The organism is Novosphingobium sp. CF614 (assembly GCF_900113255.1).
GTDB lineage: Bacteria > Pseudomonadota > Alphaproteobacteria > Sphingomonadales > Sphingomonadaceae > Novosphingobium.
In genome coordinates this window covers 1-18358 of the sequence record NZ_FOOR01000002.1, presented here as the reverse complement: position 1 = coordinate 18358, position 18358 = coordinate 1, and the positions used below count along the sequence as shown (strand labels likewise).

General features: G+C 65.3%; 13 protein-coding genes and 2 tRNA genes. 8 read left to right on the top strand and 7 right to left on the bottom strand.

From position 1 onward, the window contains the following. Window positions 1-133: 133 nt before the first annotated feature. Window positions 134-210: transfer RNA gene (locus BM052_RS02965), tRNA-Arg, on the bottom strand. Window positions 211-509: 299 nt separating this feature from the next. Here BM052_RS02965 and BM052_RS02960 point away from each other — a divergent pair. Then, on the top strand, window positions 510-1958 hold the full coding sequence (locus BM052_RS02960) for an aldehyde dehydrogenase family protein (RefSeq protein WP_218151506.1): 1449 nt from the start codon (window positions 510-512) through the stop codon (window positions 1956-1958). 455 nt (window positions 1959-2413) lie between these two features. Then, the gene (locus tag BM052_RS02955; protein ID WP_091143088.1) at window positions 2414-3223 is read left to right on the top strand and encodes a universal stress protein; all 810 of its coding nucleotides are present in this window, start codon (window positions 2414-2416) and stop codon (window positions 3221-3223) included. A gap of 81 nt (window positions 3224-3304) precedes the next feature. Here the strand turns inward: BM052_RS02955 and BM052_RS02950 are convergent. From BM052_RS02950 to BM052_RS02940, 3 genes are all read right to left on the bottom strand, one after another. Continuing rightward, window positions 3305-3380, bottom strand: a tRNA-Ile gene (locus BM052_RS02950). A gap of 67 nt (window positions 3381-3447) precedes the next feature. Further along, complete coding sequence (locus tag BM052_RS02945; RefSeq protein ID WP_091143085.1) at window positions 3448-4452, bottom strand: polysaccharide deacetylase family protein; 1005 nt, start codon at window positions 4450-4452, stop codon at window positions 3448-3450. A 66-nt stretch (window positions 4453-4518) separates the two neighbouring features. Next, window positions 4519-6336 carry an ATP-binding protein gene (locus BM052_RS02940; RefSeq protein ID WP_091143083.1) on the bottom strand — a complete coding sequence of 606 codons (1818 nt, stop codon included), beginning with the start codon at window positions 6334-6336 and terminating at the stop codon, window positions 4519-4521. 253 nt (window positions 6337-6589) lie between these two features. On the opposite strand from BM052_RS02940, the gene BM052_RS02935 reads away from it, so the two are divergent. Further along, the gene (locus tag BM052_RS02935) at window positions 6590-7054 is read left to right on the top strand and encodes an Lrp/AsnC family transcriptional regulator (protein ID WP_091143080.1); all 465 of its coding nucleotides are present in this window, start codon (window positions 6590-6592) and stop codon (window positions 7052-7054) included. A gap of 62 nt (window positions 7055-7116) precedes the next feature. Here BM052_RS02935 and BM052_RS02930 read toward each other — a convergent pair whose 3' ends face one another. Beyond that, the gene (locus BM052_RS02930; RefSeq protein WP_091143863.1) at window positions 7117-8421 is read right to left on the bottom strand and encodes an FAD-dependent oxidoreductase; all 1305 of its coding nucleotides are present in this window, start codon (window positions 8419-8421) and stop codon (window positions 7117-7119) included. A gap of 245 nt (window positions 8422-8666) precedes the next feature. Between BM052_RS02930 and BM052_RS02925 the strand changes: the two genes are divergently transcribed. Both BM052_RS02925 and lepA read left to right on the top strand, forming a co-directional pair. Then, a complete protein-coding gene (locus BM052_RS02925) occupies window positions 8667-11405 on the top strand; it encodes an EAL domain-containing protein (protein ID WP_091143861.1) in 2739 nt (912 codons plus the stop codon). Window positions 11406-11451: 46 nt separating this feature from the next. Further along, window positions 11452-13254 (top strand): translation elongation factor 4, encoded by a 1803-nt coding sequence (lepA, locus tag BM052_RS02920; RefSeq protein WP_091143079.1) that lies wholly within the window; start codon window positions 11452-11454, stop codon window positions 13252-13254. A 70-nt stretch (window positions 13255-13324) separates the two neighbouring features. On the opposite strand, the gene aroB is transcribed toward lepA, so the two are convergent. Next, window positions 13325-14440, bottom strand: a complete 1116-nt coding sequence (gene aroB / locus BM052_RS02915) for a 3-dehydroquinate synthase (protein ID WP_091143076.1) — start codon at window positions 14438-14440, stop codon at window positions 13325-13327. Further along, entirely contained in the window at window positions 14431-15018 is a 588-nt protein-coding gene (locus tag BM052_RS02910) for a shikimate kinase (RefSeq protein WP_091143075.1), read from the bottom strand. Before BM052_RS02910 ends, aroB begins: the two co-directional genes overlap by 10 nt. 58 nt (window positions 15019-15076) lie before the next feature. Between BM052_RS02910 and BM052_RS19805 the strand changes: the two genes are divergently transcribed. The 3 genes from BM052_RS19805 to BM052_RS02900 are packed head-to-tail and all read left to right on the top strand — an operon-like array spanning window position 15077 to window position 18007. Continuing rightward, a complete protein-coding gene (locus BM052_RS19805; RefSeq protein ID WP_177198303.1) occupies window positions 15077-15235 on the top strand; it encodes a hypothetical protein in 159 nt (52 codons plus the stop codon). Then, window positions 15232-17106 (top strand): hypothetical protein, encoded by a 1875-nt coding sequence (locus BM052_RS02905; RefSeq protein ID WP_091143072.1) that lies wholly within the window; start codon window positions 15232-15234, stop codon window positions 17104-17106. Before BM052_RS19805 ends, BM052_RS02905 begins: the two co-directional genes overlap by 4 nt. Before the next feature lie 7 nt (window positions 17107-17113). Next, window positions 17114-18007, top strand: a complete 894-nt coding sequence (locus BM052_RS02900) for a tyrosine recombinase (RefSeq protein WP_091143070.1) — start codon at window positions 17114-17116, stop codon at window positions 18005-18007. The last annotated feature ends 351 nt before the right edge of the window (window positions 18008-18358 follow it).

Below are 18358 nucleotides of genomic sequence, written 5' to 3'. Positions count from 1 at the left end.
TTCTTCGTTTCAGCGTCACCATTGTCCGCAGGTCCCGTTCGCCCGGCATCCCACGACGGCGTTCCTTGCCTGTTGCGCGCATCTGCTCGGTCTTTTGTCGATCGGGCGGGTTGCCGCCAAGTATTTGAAAAGATGGTGCACCCGACAGGATTCGAACCTGTGGCCTCTGCCTTCGGAGGGCAGCGCTCTATCCAGCTGAGCTACGGGTGCAGTGGAGCGGCGGTTAGCAGAGCTGGCGGGGGGTTTCCAGTGGCAAACTGACACGCGTCGAGCTTTACGCGTCTGTGCGGGGCCGCGGCGAATCTTGTGGCGACCGCCGACCTCCCGTCGCGGGTCTTGTTAGCTCGCGATTATCTATATAAGAAAAAATATAGTTATGAAGGAAGGGCAGTTCCATGCACAGGCGCGCCTGCCTTGATAACCGGAAGCGCAAGCGCCAGAAGGTTTGGGAACAGAACGATTTCGGGGTCCGACCCGAAACATGCTTGAACAGCCAACGGAGAGCGATTTTGACCGATTTGCCAATGTATCGCAATGTGATCGATGGGAAACTCCAGGCGCCAGCCTCCGGGAAATACCTGGATTCCATCAATCCCGCCACCGGCGAAGTGTGGGCGCGGGTTCCAGCCAGCGACCGGACCGATGTCGAAGCGGCGGTCGATGCGGCGCGGAAGGCGTTTCCCGCGTGGTCGGCGCTGCCGGCTGCCGGGCGCGCGCATTATCTGCGCCAGGTGGGCGACATATTCCGCAAGCACAGCGACGAGCTGACCCGGCTCGAGTTGATGGGCATCGGCTGCCAGGCGCGCAAGAGCAATGTGCCCACCCCTGCCGGTGGCCTGTCGTTTCTCTGGGACCGGGCGGCGGGGCTGACGCTTGATGCCGTCACCGGGCGCAGCGTGCCGCTCGATGCCAACACGATGGGTATCACCCGGCGCGAGCCTTACGGCGTGGTCGCGGCGATCGTGCCCTACAATTCGCCGCAAGGCATGGCATCGTCCAAGGCTTCGCTGGCGATCGCGGCGGGTAACACCGTCGTCCTCAAGCCGCCGGAACAGGCCTCGCCCGCGATCCTGCGCTTCGGAGAGTTGCTGGCCGAGATCCTGCCTCCCGGCGTGGTCAACATGGTGTCCGGTCTCGGCGCGGATGTCGGCGATCCGCTGGTGCGCCATCCGGACGTGCGCAAGATCACCATGACGGGATCGCCCGATACCGCGCGGATGATCCAGCGCGCCGCCGCCGACAATCTCACTTCGTGCATCTTCGAGCTGGGCGGCAAATCCCCGAACATCGTCTTTGCCGACGCCGATCTTGATCGGGCCGCGCCGGGCGTCACCACGCAGGCGATCTACACCACCAATGCCGGCCAGGCCTGCGTCGGCGGCTCGCGCATCCTGATCCAGCGTCCGATCCTGGATGAGATGCTTGGGCGGATGGAGGCGATCGCCAAGCAGATCAGGATTGGCGATCCGTTCGATCCCGAAACTACGATGGGGCCGCTGATCTCGCAGCCGCAGTTCGACAAAGTCACCGGCTACATCGAAATCGGCAAGCAGGAGGCGCAGCTTGTCTTTGGCGGTCGCTATGGGCCCGAGCTGGTGCCTTCGCGCCCCGGCGGGTTCTGGGTCGAGCCGACGCTGTTCATGACAACGAATAACGCCTTGCGCATCTGTCAGGAAGAGATTTTCGGACCCGTTGCGGCGGTTATCCCTTTCGATACCGAGGAAGAAGCGATCGCGATCGCCAACGACAGCCGCTTTGGTCTCGCCTCGGGCCTGTGGACGCGGGACCTGGCGCGGGTGAACCGCTTCATCCGCGACATTCGATCGGGCAATGTTTGGGTGAACACCTACCTCCAGACCCGCTACGAACTGCCCTTCGGCGGCATCAAGGACAGCGGCTACGGCCACGACGACATCATGGAGTTCACGGTCGAGAAGACCGCCGTCATCGCGACCTGAGCCGCAAGGATGCGTAGATATCCGATCGGCGAGCGGGTTCGCATCCCGCCGGCTTTGCCCGGAGGACGATAGCGGCATGGCGGGTTCGGGAGCCCGTCATGCCGTGGGCGTCAGATTCGATTCCCGGCTTCCATCCGGCGGCATCAACGAAGATCGCATCGCCTCAGGTCGGCGCCCCGTGTGAGACGAACAAGGAAGGAAGCATAGATCACCTCGTAGCCGGATGCCTGCCATATCGTCTCGGCGTTGTTGCCAGGCTATTCCCCAAATTCGGCAATCGGATATGCGTTTTTGCAGTTCAAGCGATCGACTGAATTCTGCCGGACATTCTGCTGGATTTCGCGCTGACTTCGAATCCGTGGCGGAGCGGATGTGACCGTGGCATCAGTAACATTCCCGATGGCGGCAGCATGAGGCGCTCATAAGCTGGCCTGGATCAGCACGAGGAGCCTATCATGAAAAATATTCTGCTGCTTGCCCATGACGATGAAGGTCAGGAAGCCCGCTTGCAGGTGGCGCTCGACGTTACCCGGGCCGTCGAGGGGCATCTTACCTGCCTGGATGTCGTGGTGCCGCCCGCGGCTCTCACCTACGATTCCTACAGCGGTGCCGTCGCGGCGGAACTGATGGCCGACGAACAGCTGCGTGAAACCGCCAATTGCTCTCGCCTCGAGGCACGGCTCGCACATGAGAATGTCTCATGGGACCTGAAGGAGGCCGTGGGCTTTCCCGGCGAATCGGTCGAAGCGGCGGCGGGCCTGGCCGATCTCATCGTCCTGTCGAGCCCGTTCGGTCACGGCCAGCCTTCGGAACTGCGGCGGCTTGTCGGCCAGGTCGCGGGAAGGGCGCGTCGCCCGATCCTGGCCGTTCCGAAGGACGCGGGCGGGCTGGACTTGTCCGGCACCGTGCTGGTCGCCTGGGACGGGTCGAGCGAGGCCGACGCCGCGCTGCGCGATGCCGTGCCGCTGCTCAAGCTGTCGGGCAATGTGATCCTGCTGGACGTCGAAGAAACGGAAGGCGCGTTTGCCGCTACGTCGGCCGCGAAATATCTCTCCCGGCACGATATCCATCCCCGGATCGAGATTGCCCGGCCCGATGTCGATGGCATGATCTACGCCGCTCTGCTCGAAAAGGCGCACGAAGTCGAGGCCACCTATATCGTCATGGGAGCCTTCGGTCATTCGCCTGCCGTCGAAACGCTTTTTGGCGGCGTTACCCGTTCGATGCTTGCCCACAGCGATTTGCCGCTGTTCCTAGCTCACTGAGCCCGGCATCGGCCGGGGTCAATCGGTGGCCGGGGGGCGGGATTTTATCCGGGCAGCCGTTGCGGGCTGCCCGGATTGAAATGGTGGGCCCGGCAGGATTCGAACCCGCGACCTAGCCGTTATGAGCGGCCAGCTCTAACCGCTGAGCTACAGGCCCCCAGTCGCCATGCTCCGGCGGGACAAGGACCGACCGGGGCGGGTGCGCGTTAGCTCGGCTCGAGCGATCAGGCAAGCTTCACCGATGCCATGATGTCGGCCACGCTCGTCGGTTTCACGCCGCGCCGCTCCAGTTGGAGGAAGAGTGCGCGCCACCAGTCGTAAAATGCGTCGAGATCCTCGTCACTGCGCACATAGGGGGTATGGCCGGGTGCGAGCGAGGGGCTGTGGAACGAGAACACCAGCACCGGCAATCCTTCGTCGATCGCGATATCGACACCGCGCAGGGCCTCTTCCAAGGTGATCCCCTCGGGTGTGAGCGCAATGCGCTCCAGCAGGCCGGCGCGCGCCAACACGCCGCGCAGGGAAGGTGCGCGCCACAGGTGGGGGTAGATTACGTTACCCACCTGTCGGAGCGGCCCCCAGTAAACGGTGGTGAGCGGCAGTTCGAGCAGGCTGCGTTCGGGGTCGATCCAGTAGGGCCGCAGCGGGTGATCGCGATAGTTCGGGCCGCCGTTGCCGCTATAGTCGAAGTGCGGGCGTACCGAAGTGTCGATGGCGATTCCGCATTCTCGCAGGATTTCCGCCGTGTGCGGGCCAAGGCCATAGCGCCCGGCGCGGTATATCAGGGGCGAGGTGCCGAAGGCCTGCGCGATGCGGTCGCGAAGGGTGCGGAATTTCTCACGCTCCAGGGCGAAGGGAAGGTTGCCGGCGTAACTGTTGAACTCGGTGACTTCTTCCTCGAACGGGGGACTGACCCAGGGATGAAGCTGCACGCCGATTTCGGCCAGACCCTTCGACACGGCATCCCCGATCGCTTCGGGCGCGTAGCGGGAGCAGGCGACGGGATAGTCGATCAGATAGGTGGGAACGACGCCGAACCCTTGGCAGAACTGCTGGAATTTGCGCAACGCGGGAACCGTGATGACACTGTGCGTGCACCGATCGAGCGGAGCGTCCCAGTTGAATTCCTCTTCGGTATCGACAGTGACGATAAAGCGTTGGCCAAAACCTTCGCGGAAGGTGGCAAGATTGCCTTTGCCTGGCGGTTCCAGGAGATTGGGCCCTGGCAAAGCAACTTTCCCTCTCGTTCGCGCCGCATCCGACGTTGTTACCAAGCAAGGCCACAAGACACGGGATTAGCGCGAGTAATTCTCAACTGTGCTATTGCCTGTGCCGGCAGGGGTCAAGTCGGGCAACCATAGGCATAGCGTATTATGCTCGCGTCGCAGGCCTCCTCCGGCCGCGGCCGCTTCGGCGGCGGCGAGGCGCAAGGTGAAACCGATCCCGAACATGCCGGCCGAGAGCGCCTGCCCGCGCTCGCCCGGCGGAGTGCCGAACAGGTCGTCCCGCTCGCGCGAGGCGAGCGCCGAAGGCAGGGTGACATGGACCATGGCGCGGCCGCCTTCGTGCGTCCAGGACAGCGACAGCACTTCATCGGGGGCGGTCGCGCCGGCGAGGGCGGCGAAGAGGCGCCAGACCAGGTGTTCGGTCTCGGCACGGTCGACGCGGACGGGAAGGGCGGGTGAAGTGGTCGCCGGGTCTACCGCGAAACCGCTGCGACGCGGATCGGTCCAGGCCCGCAGACGGGTGATTGTCTGGGCGAGCACTTGCGCCAGGTCGCACTCGCCGGCGTCGAGCGTAAGCGCACCCGTTTCCAGCTTCACCAGTCGATCCAGTTCCTCGAAACCGGCCAGGATATGGGCGCAGTCGCCGGCGATTGCCGCCGCCAGGGCGCGGTATTCGTGCGGGGCAGGGCCGTAGAGCTGCTGCTGGATGATCTCCGCCGCGACCTGGATGGCATTCGCCGGCGTGCGCAGTTCGTGGAGGATCTCGCGCATGCGGTCCGCCTCGCCGGATGTCGAGGCGGGAAGGTCGAGCGGGGCGGCGGTGGAGCGGCGCATGCGGCCGCAGTATCCGATGAAGCGGCCGCCCATCGGATCGAACTGGGGAACGGCGTCGACTTGCCATTCGCCGCTGACTGCCGGAGCACCGAAGACACGCAGGCGCGCCGCGCGCAGCGGCAGGCGGTGGCGGATGGCCGTGCCTAGAGCGTGGTCGCCAATGCCTTCCTCTCCGGTCACGGTGAGATTGAGGCCGAACACCGCGGGCGCGCAGGGTCCATCCGCCCAGGTGATGCGGCCTTCCGGATCGGTCGCGAAGTCGACCGCGACCGCGAGCCGGACAGGGGCCGTATCGCCGAGCGGCAGCCGGGGTGCGTCCGTACCCGGCTCGGGCACGCCTTTCGCTTCGCGCGCCTTGCGAAATTCCTCGATCCGCCGGACGATGGCGCCGATCCCCGCATCGGCGGAGGAAGCCGATACCGGAGCGGCTGAAGCGGCGGCCAGGGCGGCATGTTCCTTGGCCGCCCTGGCCTGGGCCCATTCGCTGAGCGAGGTCGGGGGCGGGGGATCGTCGACGAAGTCGAGCAGTTCCAGGACATCGCCGGAAATATATTCCTGGTCGGCGCTGATGGCTGGACCGGAGCCGGTGGCTGCCTCGCCGCAAGGTTCGGCTATCGGCGGCAGCGCCCGGTCACGGATGCCCAGCCTTTCGAGCAGGGTTTCGACGGGCGCGGAGAGATCGCGGCGATGGCGCAGGATTCCGCGCGCGCGGACGGGCAGTTCGGGAATCAGCGCGAGCCACTCGGCATCGCCGAGCCGCGCGGCGCCGATCGCGGCACTGGCGACGTCTGGCTCGGCCTGCGCCAGCAGGCAGAGCAGGCGCGGGTTGGTCAAGGGTTGCAGCGGCTGGCGCAGCAGGCGGGCGCGATCGGCCACGGGAATCCGCGCGGAAAGCGCCTCGATCCTGGCGAGTCCCGCATCCACGGCTTCGGAGTGGACATCGCCAGGCAGGCGCCCGAGAATATCGATCAACTGGCGATACTGGATTCGCGCCAGGCCATCGCCGGAATCCGGTAAGCGAAGCACCGTTTCCAGGCGATCGTCGAAGTGCATTCGGGCTCCAGGCGCGATCCGCGCAGCCCAGCCGAGCCGTGCGGACCAGAGGTCTTTCCGCCTTCCATTGACGGGAAAAGACCGGTGAAGGTTCTCTCCTACCAAAGTGGCGGACAAGCGGAAGCGTTCACTTTGTGGGCGTTGCAAAGCGGGACGATTACGCTATGGAACAATAATATTACAGGGTGCTGGTGTTTTCGATGTGGATATTGCATCGGAATGCCGCAGACGAAGCCCGCCGAGGAATGCATGCATGATAAATCTCGATGAAATCGACCGCCGGTTGCTGGCCGAGCTGCAGGCGGAAGGGCGGATCACCAACGTGGAACTGGCCCAGCGCGTCGGGCTGACCGCGCCGCCGTGCCTGCGCCGCGTCCGAAGCCTTGAAGAAGCGGGCATCATCCAGGGCTACCACGCGGATCTCGACGCTTCGAAGCTGGGCTTCACGATTACCGTCTTCGCTCTCGTCAGTCTCAAGAGCCAGGCCGAGGAATCGCTGCGCGCCTTCGAGGAGCACATGAAGGGCCTGCCGGAAGTGCGCGAATGCCACATGCTCAACGGTGAAATCGACTTCATCCTCAAGATCGTCAGCCGGGACCTGCAGAGCTTCCAGGAATTCCTGACCAGCAAGCTCACCCCTGCGCCCAACGTGGACAGCGTCAAGACCTCGCTGACGATCCGCACGGCGAAAAACGTGCCGGGCGTGCCGCTGGAATGATGCGGCGGGCAGCGCACAGGGCATGATCCGCCTCGCGCTTGGTCCTGCGCACTTTTCGAACCTCACCCCCTGCCGGCCGCCTCTATCATGTGTTCCACCGCGACGAACTTTTCGCGCGGGGCGCCTTGGCGGGCGTTGGCGATTTCGGCTTCGTCGATCTTCTGCCAGTCGGTGAACTTGACGTAGTGGATGCCCCGTTTCCCGGCCAGCGCGTCGAAGGCGGGGCGTCCGGGCTTGCCGGTGCCGTCGCCCATGTCCTCAGCGACCTTCTCGATCACGGCGAAACCGTCCGGCCGGTTGGTGCCGATCGTGCCGGTGGGGCCGCGCCGGGCCCAGCCGACGCAATAGAGGCCCGGCCTTATGCGGCCATCCACATTGGCGAAGCGGCCGCCCTTCTCGTCGAAGGGGACATCCGGGATTTTCGAGGTCTGGTAGCCGATGCAGGCGACGACGAGGCCGGCGGGGATGCGATAGGTTTCGCCGGTGCCGACGGCCTTGCCATCGACCAGCCGGGTACGCTCGATTTCCACTGCCTCGACGCGTTGGTCGCCGATGATGGCCTTGGGCGAAGCGAAGAAATCGAATTCAATGACGATCTCGCGATCCGCGCGCGGCTCGGCGGCTGCGAAGGCACGCAAATGGGCGACCGATTTGCGCTGGCCGGGATCGAGCACGGCGTCCTCGCTTTCACCGGGCAGGTCGACGGGATCGACCAGCGGGCGGGCGCGGGCGAGGTGCGCAAGCTCGCCCAGTTCCTTGGGCGTCATCGCGATCTGGTGCGGGCCGCGCCGGCCAAGGACGACGATGCGGCGTACCCGCGAGGCGTCGAGTGCGGTGAGGGCGTGGGTGACGATGTCGGAACCCGTGAATTCCTCATGGGCCTTGGCGAGGATGCGCGTCACGTCGAGCGCGACGTTGCCGTTGCCGATCACGACCGCGGTATCGTGCGAGAATCGCGGATCGAGGTCGGCGAAATTGGGGTGGCCGTTGTACCAGCCGACGAAGGCGGCGCTGCCGAAGACATTGGACAAGTCCTCGCCCGGCAGGCCCAGCTTGCGATCGTTGGGGGCGCCTGTCGCCAGAATCACGGCATCATAGAAATCCTGAAGCTCGGTGACGGAAATATCCCTGCCGATCATGACGTTGCCGACGAATCTCACGTTTTCCGTCAGGGCCGTCGCCTCGTAGCGGCGGGAAACGCCCTTGATCGACTGGTGATCGGGCGCGACGCCGGTGCGGATCAGGCCGAATGGGACGGGGAGGGTGTCGAACATATCGACGCTCACGCCTTCGCCCCACTGTTTGAGCGCCGCTTCCGCGGTGTAGTAGCCGGCGGGTCCCGAACCGACGATTGCTATCTGCCGCACGTATTTGTCTCCCATTCAGGCGGATCGGCTGCCGCCCATTGCGGGGCAAGCAAGCATGTCGGCAGGGCATCGGGCAAGTGAAATCGCGGCCTTATGCCCTTCGCGATGAAGTCGGGGCTCGATCCTGGAGAATATGGGCGCTGGAAGGAGTGACGAAAAGGCATGGTCAAGGCTTGCATGAGCGAGTTTGCATTGGACAGGCTTACTTAACCGTTTTGAAATGGCATTTCGGCCATAAAGCGGCGATGGCCAGAAAGGCTCCACGTCCGCAACGTTTACAGGTGCGCTCTGGCGTCGCTTCCGCGCGGCCGCTCCTGCGCGATTCGAACGCCGACGGGCCAAAGCCATCCTCCGTCGCCCCGGGAACCGAGGCGGCCGGGCTCGGCGCGCAAGCCCGGAGTGTCGCACGTTTCATTTCCGAGGCGTCGAGCGATCCGCTGCATTTTTTCATTCCCCGCACATGGATGGTGATGGCGCCGGGGCTCCTGGGAGTGGCGGCGCTGCTGGGCCTGATATCGGGCTCGGCACCTAGCTCGTTTTCCGCCGCGTGCATGGCGGGAGCGATCGCGATCTGCCTTGCCGCGCCGCTGTTGAGTTGGCTGGAAGGCCGATGCCATCACGAAGGCTGGGCGCGCTATCCGCTCATGGCGCTGGGTATCGCCGTGCCGATGGCGCTGTTCGGCTTCGGCACGGCGCGCTGGACGGCGCGCGTGGAACCGCTCGATTGGGACATGACAGTCAATGCCTATGTGGTCGTCATGCTGCTGGTGACGGCGCTGCTGGAGGGGCGCACGACCTCCATCGTGGCGGCTACGGTTGCCATGTGGGGCGGTGTGGCGATCTTCATGGGCACGATGGACTCGGCACTGCTGCTTGTGCTGGGCGCGACTTTCGGGCTGTATCTGGTTTTCCGCGATGCCCGCCGCGCCGCCGCCGAATCGGGGCTGCGGGCGGAGCGAGAGCGCGAACGTCGCCGCGCGGAGGAACTGCTCAACGAATACGAGCAGACCGGGCAAGGCTGGTTCTGGGAGACCGACCGTCGGGGCCAGGTGACTTACGTCTCGCCGAGTATCGCGCAGTTGCTCGGCAAGGACCCGGACGAGATCGAGGGCAAGCCCTTCACCAGCCTGTTCATGCTGGCGGCCCGGGAACAGCAGGGCGAGCGCACGCTGGTTTTTCATCTCTCGACCCGCTCCTCGTTCCAGGATCTTCCGGTGCGGGCGGCGACCGGCAAGGATGAAGAGCGCTGGTGGTCGATCACCGGGCGCCCGGTCATGGACCAGTTCAACAACTTCATGGGCTTTCGAGGGTCCGGAACCGACCTGACGGAAACCCGCAAGTCGCAGCAGCATGCCACGCAGCTTGCGCGTTTCGATTCGCTGACTAAGCTCGCCAACCGTTTCCAGATGTCGGAATGGCTCGAGAAGATTCTCGGTGCCCCTCATGTCGAGAGCCGTGTCTGCGCCGTGCTGCTGTTGGATCTCGACCGTTTCAAGCATGTCAACGACACCATGGGGCACCCGGCCGGCGATGCCTTGCTCAAGCAGGTGGCGGAGCGGCTGGCCAGCACGGTGGGCGAGAAGGGTCGGGTCGGACGGCTCGGTGGTGACGAATTCCAGGTGATCCTGCCTGGACGCCACCAGCGCGAGGGGCTGGCCCATCTGGCGCGGCGGATCATCGAAAACCTTTCCCATCCCTATTCGATAGACGGTGCGCGCGTCGTTATCGGCGCCTCGATCGGCATTTCGATCTGTCCTGATGACGGCACCAATTCCGACGACATCATCCGCAACGCAGACCTCGCGCTTTACGCGGCGAAAGGCAGCGGGCGCGGCCGGCACCATTTCTACGACGAGGATCTGCATTCCGACGCGAAGGAGCGCCAGCAGCTCGAACAGGACTTGCGCGATGCGATCGCCAACGGTTCGTTCGAACTGTACTATCAGCCGCAGGTACGCACGACGACCGAGCAGATTACCGGCTTCGAGGCGCTTCTGCGCTGGAAGCATCCTCGGCACGGCTATTTGTCGCCGGCCAAGTTCGTCCCGGTGGCGGAGGAGACCGGCCTTGTCGCCCAGATCGGGGAATGGGCGCTGCGCACCGCCTGCCGCGATCTTGCCAATTGGCCCGAGAGCGTGCGCGTCGCCGTGAACGTATCGCCGTTGCAGTTCGCCAATCCGGCCTTGCCGGCAATCGTCACCAACGCCATCGCCGCCGCCGGCATCAGTCCGGCGCGGCTTGAGCTGGAAATCACGGAAAGCGTGTTCCTGGGTGACGACAAGTCTACCGAGGCGATGTTCGCCGCGCTCAAGGGCATCGGCGTGCGCCTGGCGCTGGACGATTTCGGCACCGGCTATTCCTCGCTCGGCTACCTGAAGAAGGCGCCGTTCGACAAGATCAAGATCGATCAGGGCTTCGTGCGGGGCGCGACCATCGAAGGAAGCCGTAACGGCGCGATCATCTCCTCCATCGTCAGTCTAGCCGAAGCGCTGGGCATGGAAACCACGGCGGAGGGCGTAGAGACGCTGGACGAACTGGATCTGGTGCGCATGCTGGGCTGCAGCCACGTCCAAGGCTACATATACGAAAAGCCGCTGAGCGGGGCAGACGCGCTCCGGCGTCTGGCGGAAGGGCTCATCGCCGTCGCGCGCGGGCCGCGATCCGCCCGTGCCGCGCGCCAGACGATGCTGCGCAAGGTCATGCTGGAGCACGGCAACCATTTCTACAACGGCACCATCCGCAACATCTCGCGGAGCGGGGCGATGATCGAGGGGTTGTGGAACGTGCCGCCCGGCACTGCGTTCGGCGTGCACCTGTCCGAAGATTTCGTCATGATGGCGACTTCGCGCTGGTCTAAGGAAGACCGCATGGGAGTCGAATTCGCCCAGTCGCTCGAGCTCGATTCCAACGGTGCGGTCCTGTTCGCGCCGCCGAGTTCGAAGCGCGAGCGCGGCGATCAGGCACTGCTGCGGCGCACGGGATGAACGGCGCAGGCTGACAGCTTCGAAAAGCACTGCTAACGGCGCGTGCATGACCGAACTCTCGCAGATCCGCAATTTCAGCATCATTGCCCATATCGACCATGGCAAATCGACTCTGGCCGACCGGCTGATCCAGACCACCGGGGGCCTTTCCGAGCGCGAGATGTCCGCGCAGGTCCTCGACAACATGGATATAGAGAAGGAGCGCGGGATCACCATCAAGGCGCAGACCGTGCGCCTGAACTATACCGCCAAGGACGGGCTCACCTACGAACTCAACCTCATGGATACCCCCGGCCATGTCGACTTCGCCTACGAGGTAAGCCGCAGCCTTGCCGCTTGCGAGGGCGCGCTGCTGGTGGTGGACGCGGCGCAGGGCGTGGAGGCGCAGACGCTCGCCAACGTCTACCAGTCGATCGAGCACGACCACGAGATCGTCCCGGTCATCAACAAGATCGACCTCCCCGCCGCCGAACCCGAAAAGGTGCGCGCCGAGATCGAGGAAATCATCGGCATCGATGCCAGCGAGGCGGTGCTTACCAGCGCCAAGTCCGGCATCGGCATCGAGGAGACGCTGGAAGCCATCGTCCGGCGCATTCCCGCGCCCAGGGGCGAGCGCGACAAGCCGCTCAAGGCGATGCTCGTCGATTCCTGGTACGACCCTTACCTCGGCGTCGTCATCCTCGTGCGGGTGATGGACGGCGTCATCAGCAAGGGGCTCTCCGTCAAGTTCATGCAAGGCGGGACCGAGCACCTTATCGACCGCGTCGGCTGCTTCACCCCCAAGCGCGTGGACCTGCCCGAACTGGGCCCCGGCGAGATCGGCTTCATCACGGCGCAGATCAAGGAAGTGGAGCAGGCCAAGGTCGGCGACACCATCACCACGGTCAAGAACGGCGCCACCCAGGCGCTGCCGGGCTACAAGGAAGTGCAGCCCGTGGTGTTCTGCGGCCTGTTTCCGGTCGACGCCAACGACTTCGAGAAGCTGCGCGAATCGATCGGCAAGCTGCGTCTCAACGACGCCTCCTTCAGCTTCGAGATGGAATCGAGCGCCGCGCTCGGCTTCGGCTTCCGCTGCGGGTTCCTGGGCCTGCTGCACCTGGAGATCATCCAGGAACGCCTCAGCCGCGAATACGACCTCGATCTCATCACCACGGCGCCCAGCGTGGTCTATCGCCTGAGCATGACGGACGGCTCCGTCAAGGAACTGCACAATCCCTCCGACATGCCCGACCCGGTCAAGATCGCGGACATGGAAGAACCGTGGATCAAGGCGGTGATCTACACGCCCGACGAATACCTCGGCTCGATCCTCAAGCTGTGCCAGGACCGTCGCGGCATCCAGAAAGACCTGACTTATGTCGGCGGCCGCGCGCAGGTGACTTACGAATTGCCGCTCAACGAAGTGGTGTTCGACTTCTACGATCGCCTGAAATCGATCAGCCGCGGCTACGCGAGCTTCGACTACGAGCAGATCGGCCTGCGCGAAGGCGACCTCGTGATGATGAACATCCTCGTCAACAACGAGCCGGTCGACGCGCTGTCCATGATCGTCCATCGCAGCCAGGCCGAACCGCGCGGTCGCGCGCTGGTCGAGCGGCTGAAAGAGCTGATCCCGCGCCACATGTTCAAGATCCCGATCCAGGCGGCGATCGGTGCCAAGGTGATCGCCCGCGAGACGATCAGCGCCATGCGCAAGGACGTGACGGCCAAGTGCTACGGCGGCGACATCACGCGCAAGAAGAAGCTGCTGGAGAAGCAGAAAGAAGGCAAGAAGCGCATGCGCGAGTACGGGAACGTGAGCATCCCGCAGGAAGCGTTCATCGCGGCGCTGCGGATGGGGGAGGAGTGAGGCTCGTCGCCTTCGGCAGTCTCTCGCCGCCGCTGCTCTGATCGTCTCGGCCGGTTAATGGCCGCCGGGTTCAGGCGGCGACGCGGGCCAGTTCCTCGTCCAGGAATGCGGCGACATCTTCCAGCGAGACGTCCTTCGCGAGGTAGGTATGGCCGATGCCCTTCATCAGCAGGAAGGGCAGGGTGCCGGCGTCCATCTTCTTGTCGTGCAGCATGTGCCGCACAAGGCCGGCCCCATCGCAGTCGAGCCCGAGCCCGGCAAGGTTCGCGGGCAGGCCGACTTCGCCGATATGCTGCGCGACATGCTCGGCGCTGGCGCGCGGCATCAGGCCGCGATGCGCCGAATAGCGGGCGGCGAGAACCATTCCCAGCGCCACTGCCTCGCCGTGGAGCAATCGCGCGGAAAAGCCGGTCTCGGCTTCCAGCGCATGGCCGAAAGTGTGCCCCAGGTTCAGCAGCGCGCGGCGGCCGGTGGTTTCGAATTCATCCTCGGCGACAATGCGCGCCTTCATCGTAACCGAGTGTGCGACCGCGTATTCGCGCAGCGTGCTGTCGCCGGCGAGCATCCTCGCGGCGTTGCCGTCGCACCAGGCGAAGAAATCGGCATCGTCGATGAGACCGTATTTCACCACTTCGGCATAACCGGCGAGCAGTTCCCGTTCGGGCAGGGTCTCGAGCACTGAAAGATCGGCGAGGACCAGGGAAGGCTGGTGGAACGCGCCGACCAGGTTCTTGCCCGCGGGCGTGTTGATCGCGGTCTTGCCGCCCACGCTCGAATCGACTTGCGCGAGCAGCGAAGTCGGCACCTGGATGAACTTGCACCCGCGCTTGAGCACAGCGGCGCAGAAGCCGGTGAGGTCACCGATGACGCCGCCTCCCAGCGCGATCACATGATCGCCGCGCTCGACTTCGAGCGCGAGCAGCCAGTTCACCGTGGCGGCCAGTTCCTCCCACGATTTGCTCTGTTCGCCGGGCGGCAGGATGCGCCAGTGCGGCTCGTGACCATTGTCGCGCAGGCTCGTTTCGACCATGTCGCCCCACGCGGCATGGACATTGGCGTCGGTGATGATAGGCACGCCGCGCTTGCGCAAACGGCCGCGGCACTGCGGGACCAGCTCGGCAAGAAGGCCCGCGCCCACGCGTACCTCGTAGGGACGGCCAGCGATATCTACCGGAATCACAGCCATTGCGAAATTCCCTGAAGGACCTTGTTGATGGTCTGCACGTGCGGCCCGCTGCTACTGAGTACATGTATCGGGGCCTGCGAATAGTAGGGTTCGCGTTCTGAACGCAGGCGCGCCAGGATCTCGCGCGGGTTTCCTTGCTTCAGCAGGGGGCGGTGGTCCTTGCGCGCGGTGCGCTCGATGAGCGTATCGATCTCGCTGTCGAGCCAGACGGTGATCGCCTTGTCCAGGATCAGCGCGCGCGTCTCCGGATTGCAGAAGGCGCCGCCCCCGGTGGCGATGACGATGCAGCCGCCCGGTTCACCGGTGCTTTGGTTTATCAGCCGGGCGATCACGCGCCGCTCTCCGTCGCGGAAATAGGCCTCGCCGTATGTCTCGAAGATTTCCGCGATGGTCATCTGCGCCGAACGTTCGATTTCCTCGTCGGCATCGACGAAGCGGCAATCCAACAGCGAGGCCAGCCGTTTTCCCACGCTCGACTTGCCGACGCCCATCATGCCCACAAGCACTATGGGACGATCGATGCGCCGTGCCAGCGCCGCGATCTCCTGCGCGGAAAAGCGGGTTTGTTGAACGTCCATTGCCCCACCGCCTATAGTTGCGCTAGGTCGCAGCGCAAGCATCGGTGAAGGAAGGCGAGTGACGATCGAAATGCGCGGGCGCTGGCGACGGGGCGTGATTGCCTGGACTCTTGCGCTGGCCCTCGTCGTCCTGTGCGTCGCGGCCTGGATCGACGCCGGGCGCCAGCCGGTTCGCGACGTGGCGTTCACGATCGCGGTTCCGGAGCTGCCGCGATGAGGGCGGCCTATCTGCTGGCGGGGGCCGTACTGGCGCTGACTTCGGCCTGGGCGGTTGCCCAGGATACGCCCGAATCGCTACTTCCCAAGATGTTCGATGATCCCGCGCCGGCGAACCCCAGGCCGGCGGCTCCGAAGCCGGCGGCGCCTGCCAATCCGCCGGCCGGCGGGGGAACGCCCCGTGGGGTCTCCAACCCGGTGGTGCAGGCCATTCCCGGTCTGGGCGAAACGGCCCCGGGCGAGGCGGCTGCGCCGGATGGAGAGGAGGAAGGCAAGCTGAAGCGGGTGCCGAGCCTCGATGAACTTGCCAAGATGTCGCCTGACGATTTCGAAGCGATTCTCGGTGGCGACGTCGTGTTCGACACGCCGCCCCAGGCGCGCCGCTCGATGGAAAGCGCGGGCCTGCTCGACGAAAGCGAGGGAGGGCTGCGCGCGGATTCGCTGGCGGGCCAGAACGGCAAGCTGATCGCGCTTGCGCTGTCGGCCAACAAGGGCACGCTGGTCTCGCGTTGGGGGCACATCCTGCTGCGCCGTGCTCTCGCTTCCCGGCTGCAAGCGCCGCAGGGAATGAGCCCGGAGGATTTCCTGGCGCTGCGCGTCGGCCTGCTGCTGCGCATGGGCGAGATCGATGCGGCCCGGGCCGTGCTGCAGGACATCGACATCGCGAACTATACACCGGCGATCGGCAATGTCGCGTTCGAGGTGTACGAGAAGACCGCCGATTTCACCGGCCTGTGCCCGGTCATGGCCACGCAGGGCAGCCTGCGCGACGATTCGCAGTGGGATGTCGCCAAGCGCATCTGCGAGGCCTTTCGCGGCAACAGCACCGCCGCGCTTTCGACGCTCGATCGCGACATGTCGCGCGGGACGATGCCCCGGATCGACCTGCTGCTGGCGCAGAAGTATGCCGGTGCCGCCGGCAAGGCGCGCCGCGCGGTGACGATCGAGTGGGACCAGGTGCAGGACATGACGCCCTGGCGCTATGGCCTGGCGATCGGCGTAGGGCTCGAACCGCCGGCAAGCCTGATGGACGCGGCCGGCCCCGAATACGCATACGTGACCGCGCTGGCGCCGATGGTCGGGCTTGAACGCCGTGCCGCGGCAGCCGACCGGGCCTGCGCCGCCGGCGTGCTTTCCAACGCGGCGATGGTGGATCTTTATGCGCAGATCTATTCAGACCCCGATGTGGGTGGGGATTGGCAGGACCGCGCGGAAAGCCTGCGCGATGCCTATACGCAAGAGGATGTCGCCGCGCGCTTTGCGGCGATGCAGTCCTTGTGGGACGGCGCGGGCGACGCGTCCGCGCGCTATTCGCGCCAGGTGCTGACGGCGGCGGCCGCCGCGCGCATGCCGGTGAACGAGGATCTCGCCGCCGACGCCGCGCCGCTGATCGCCTCGATGCTATCCGCCGGTTACGACGTCAACGCCATGCGCTGGGCCTCGGTGGTCCCCACCGGCAGCGAGGCCTGGGGACTGCTGGCGGTCGCTGCGTCCGGACGGACCAGCCCGGTGGATACCGGCGCGCTCAACAAGTTCATCGACAACGATGCGAGCGCCGGCAAGCGCAAGGCCGCCTTCCTGCTCGCCGGCCTTGCCGGGCTTGCGCGGCTCGGCGCGGACGAGACTGGACGCTACTCGAACGACATGTCGCTCGGCCTTGCAAGCAATACCCGCTGGACCGAGGCGATCGACGGCGCGGCGCGGCGCGGGGATGGTGCCAGCGTCGTGCTGCTCGCCGGTTTCGGCATGCAGGGATCGGATTGGCATCGGATGACGCCGCGCTACCTGTTCCACATCGTATCGGCCCTGCGCCAGGTCGGGTTCGAGGCCGAAGCACGCATGATCGCCGCGGAAGCGGTCGCCAGAGCCTGATCGGCGGATGGCGGGAGACGACCTCGCCGAACGTTTCCTGGCGATGCTGGCGGTCGAACGCGGAGCGGCCGCGAATACTTTGTCAGCTTACCGCCGCGATCTTGACGCGGCGCGGGAAGTGCTGGGGGATCCGGCATCGGCCGACGGGCCCGCGCTTGCCTCGCTGGGCAAGGCCTGGGAGGGGCTGGCCGCCTCGAGCCTCGCCCGCAGGTGCTCGGCGCTGCGCCAGTTCTACGGCTTCCTTGTCGATGAGGGCGTGCGTGATGACGATCCGTCCGGCGCTTTGCCCCGGCCGCGCATACGCCGGCCGCTGCCGCGCCTGCTGGCGCGAGAGGAGGTCGAACGGTTCCTTGCCCTGGCCGAGGAGGAGACCGCCGGCGAACGGCCCGAGGCCGTTCGTCTGCTGGCGCTGCTGGAATTGCTGTATGGTTCGGGCTTGCGCGCCAGCGAACTGGTTTCGCTGACGGTCGCCGCGGTTCCGCGAGATGCGCCGTTCCTCCATGTTACCGGCAAGGGCGGGCAGCAGCGCATGGTGCCGGTGAGTTCGCGCGCGCGCGCCGCCCTTTCGCGCTGGCTTGCGGCGCGGCGGAGCGGTGCGAAATTCCTGTTCCCCTCCAGCGGCGCGAGCGGCCATCTGACGCGGGTGCGTCTGTTCCAGCTGCTGCGGGAACTGGCGGCGCGAGCGGGCATCGACCCGACGCGCGTCTCACCGCATGTGCTGCGCCACGCCTTCGCGACGCACCTGCTCGAGGGCGGAGCGGACCTCAGGGTGCTGCAGCTCCTGCTCGGCCATGCAGACATCGCCACGACCCAGATATACACCCATGTCGATAGCGCCCGCCTGGTGGCGCTGGTCAATGCCCGCCATCCCCTGGCGGGAAAGCGCGATCACGGGAAATAGCTGGCCTTGGCGGAGAATCCAGCGGCGAATTCCGGGAACAAGCGCCCATGGGTCAGGATGCCGGGAGCGTCTTTCGCCAAGTCCCGGACAGAATCCCGATCAACCGCGCCACTTCAGGTTCGGGGGTGCCCGAAGGCGAAAATCAGTGCTTTCTTGAAACTGCCTGGTGCGGTCGAGAAGACTATAATGAGACCTGTGCGCGGGTGGTCGTAGACAGGAGCGTTGATTGCTGATTGTCATGTTCGTAGTCAAGAGCTTTGGGCGAGCTTGTCCGATCCGCATGAGCGGCGAGGGTGTTTAGCGCTGCACATGGTAGGAAGCGGCGGCTGAGGACGACGGTTGATCAGACTG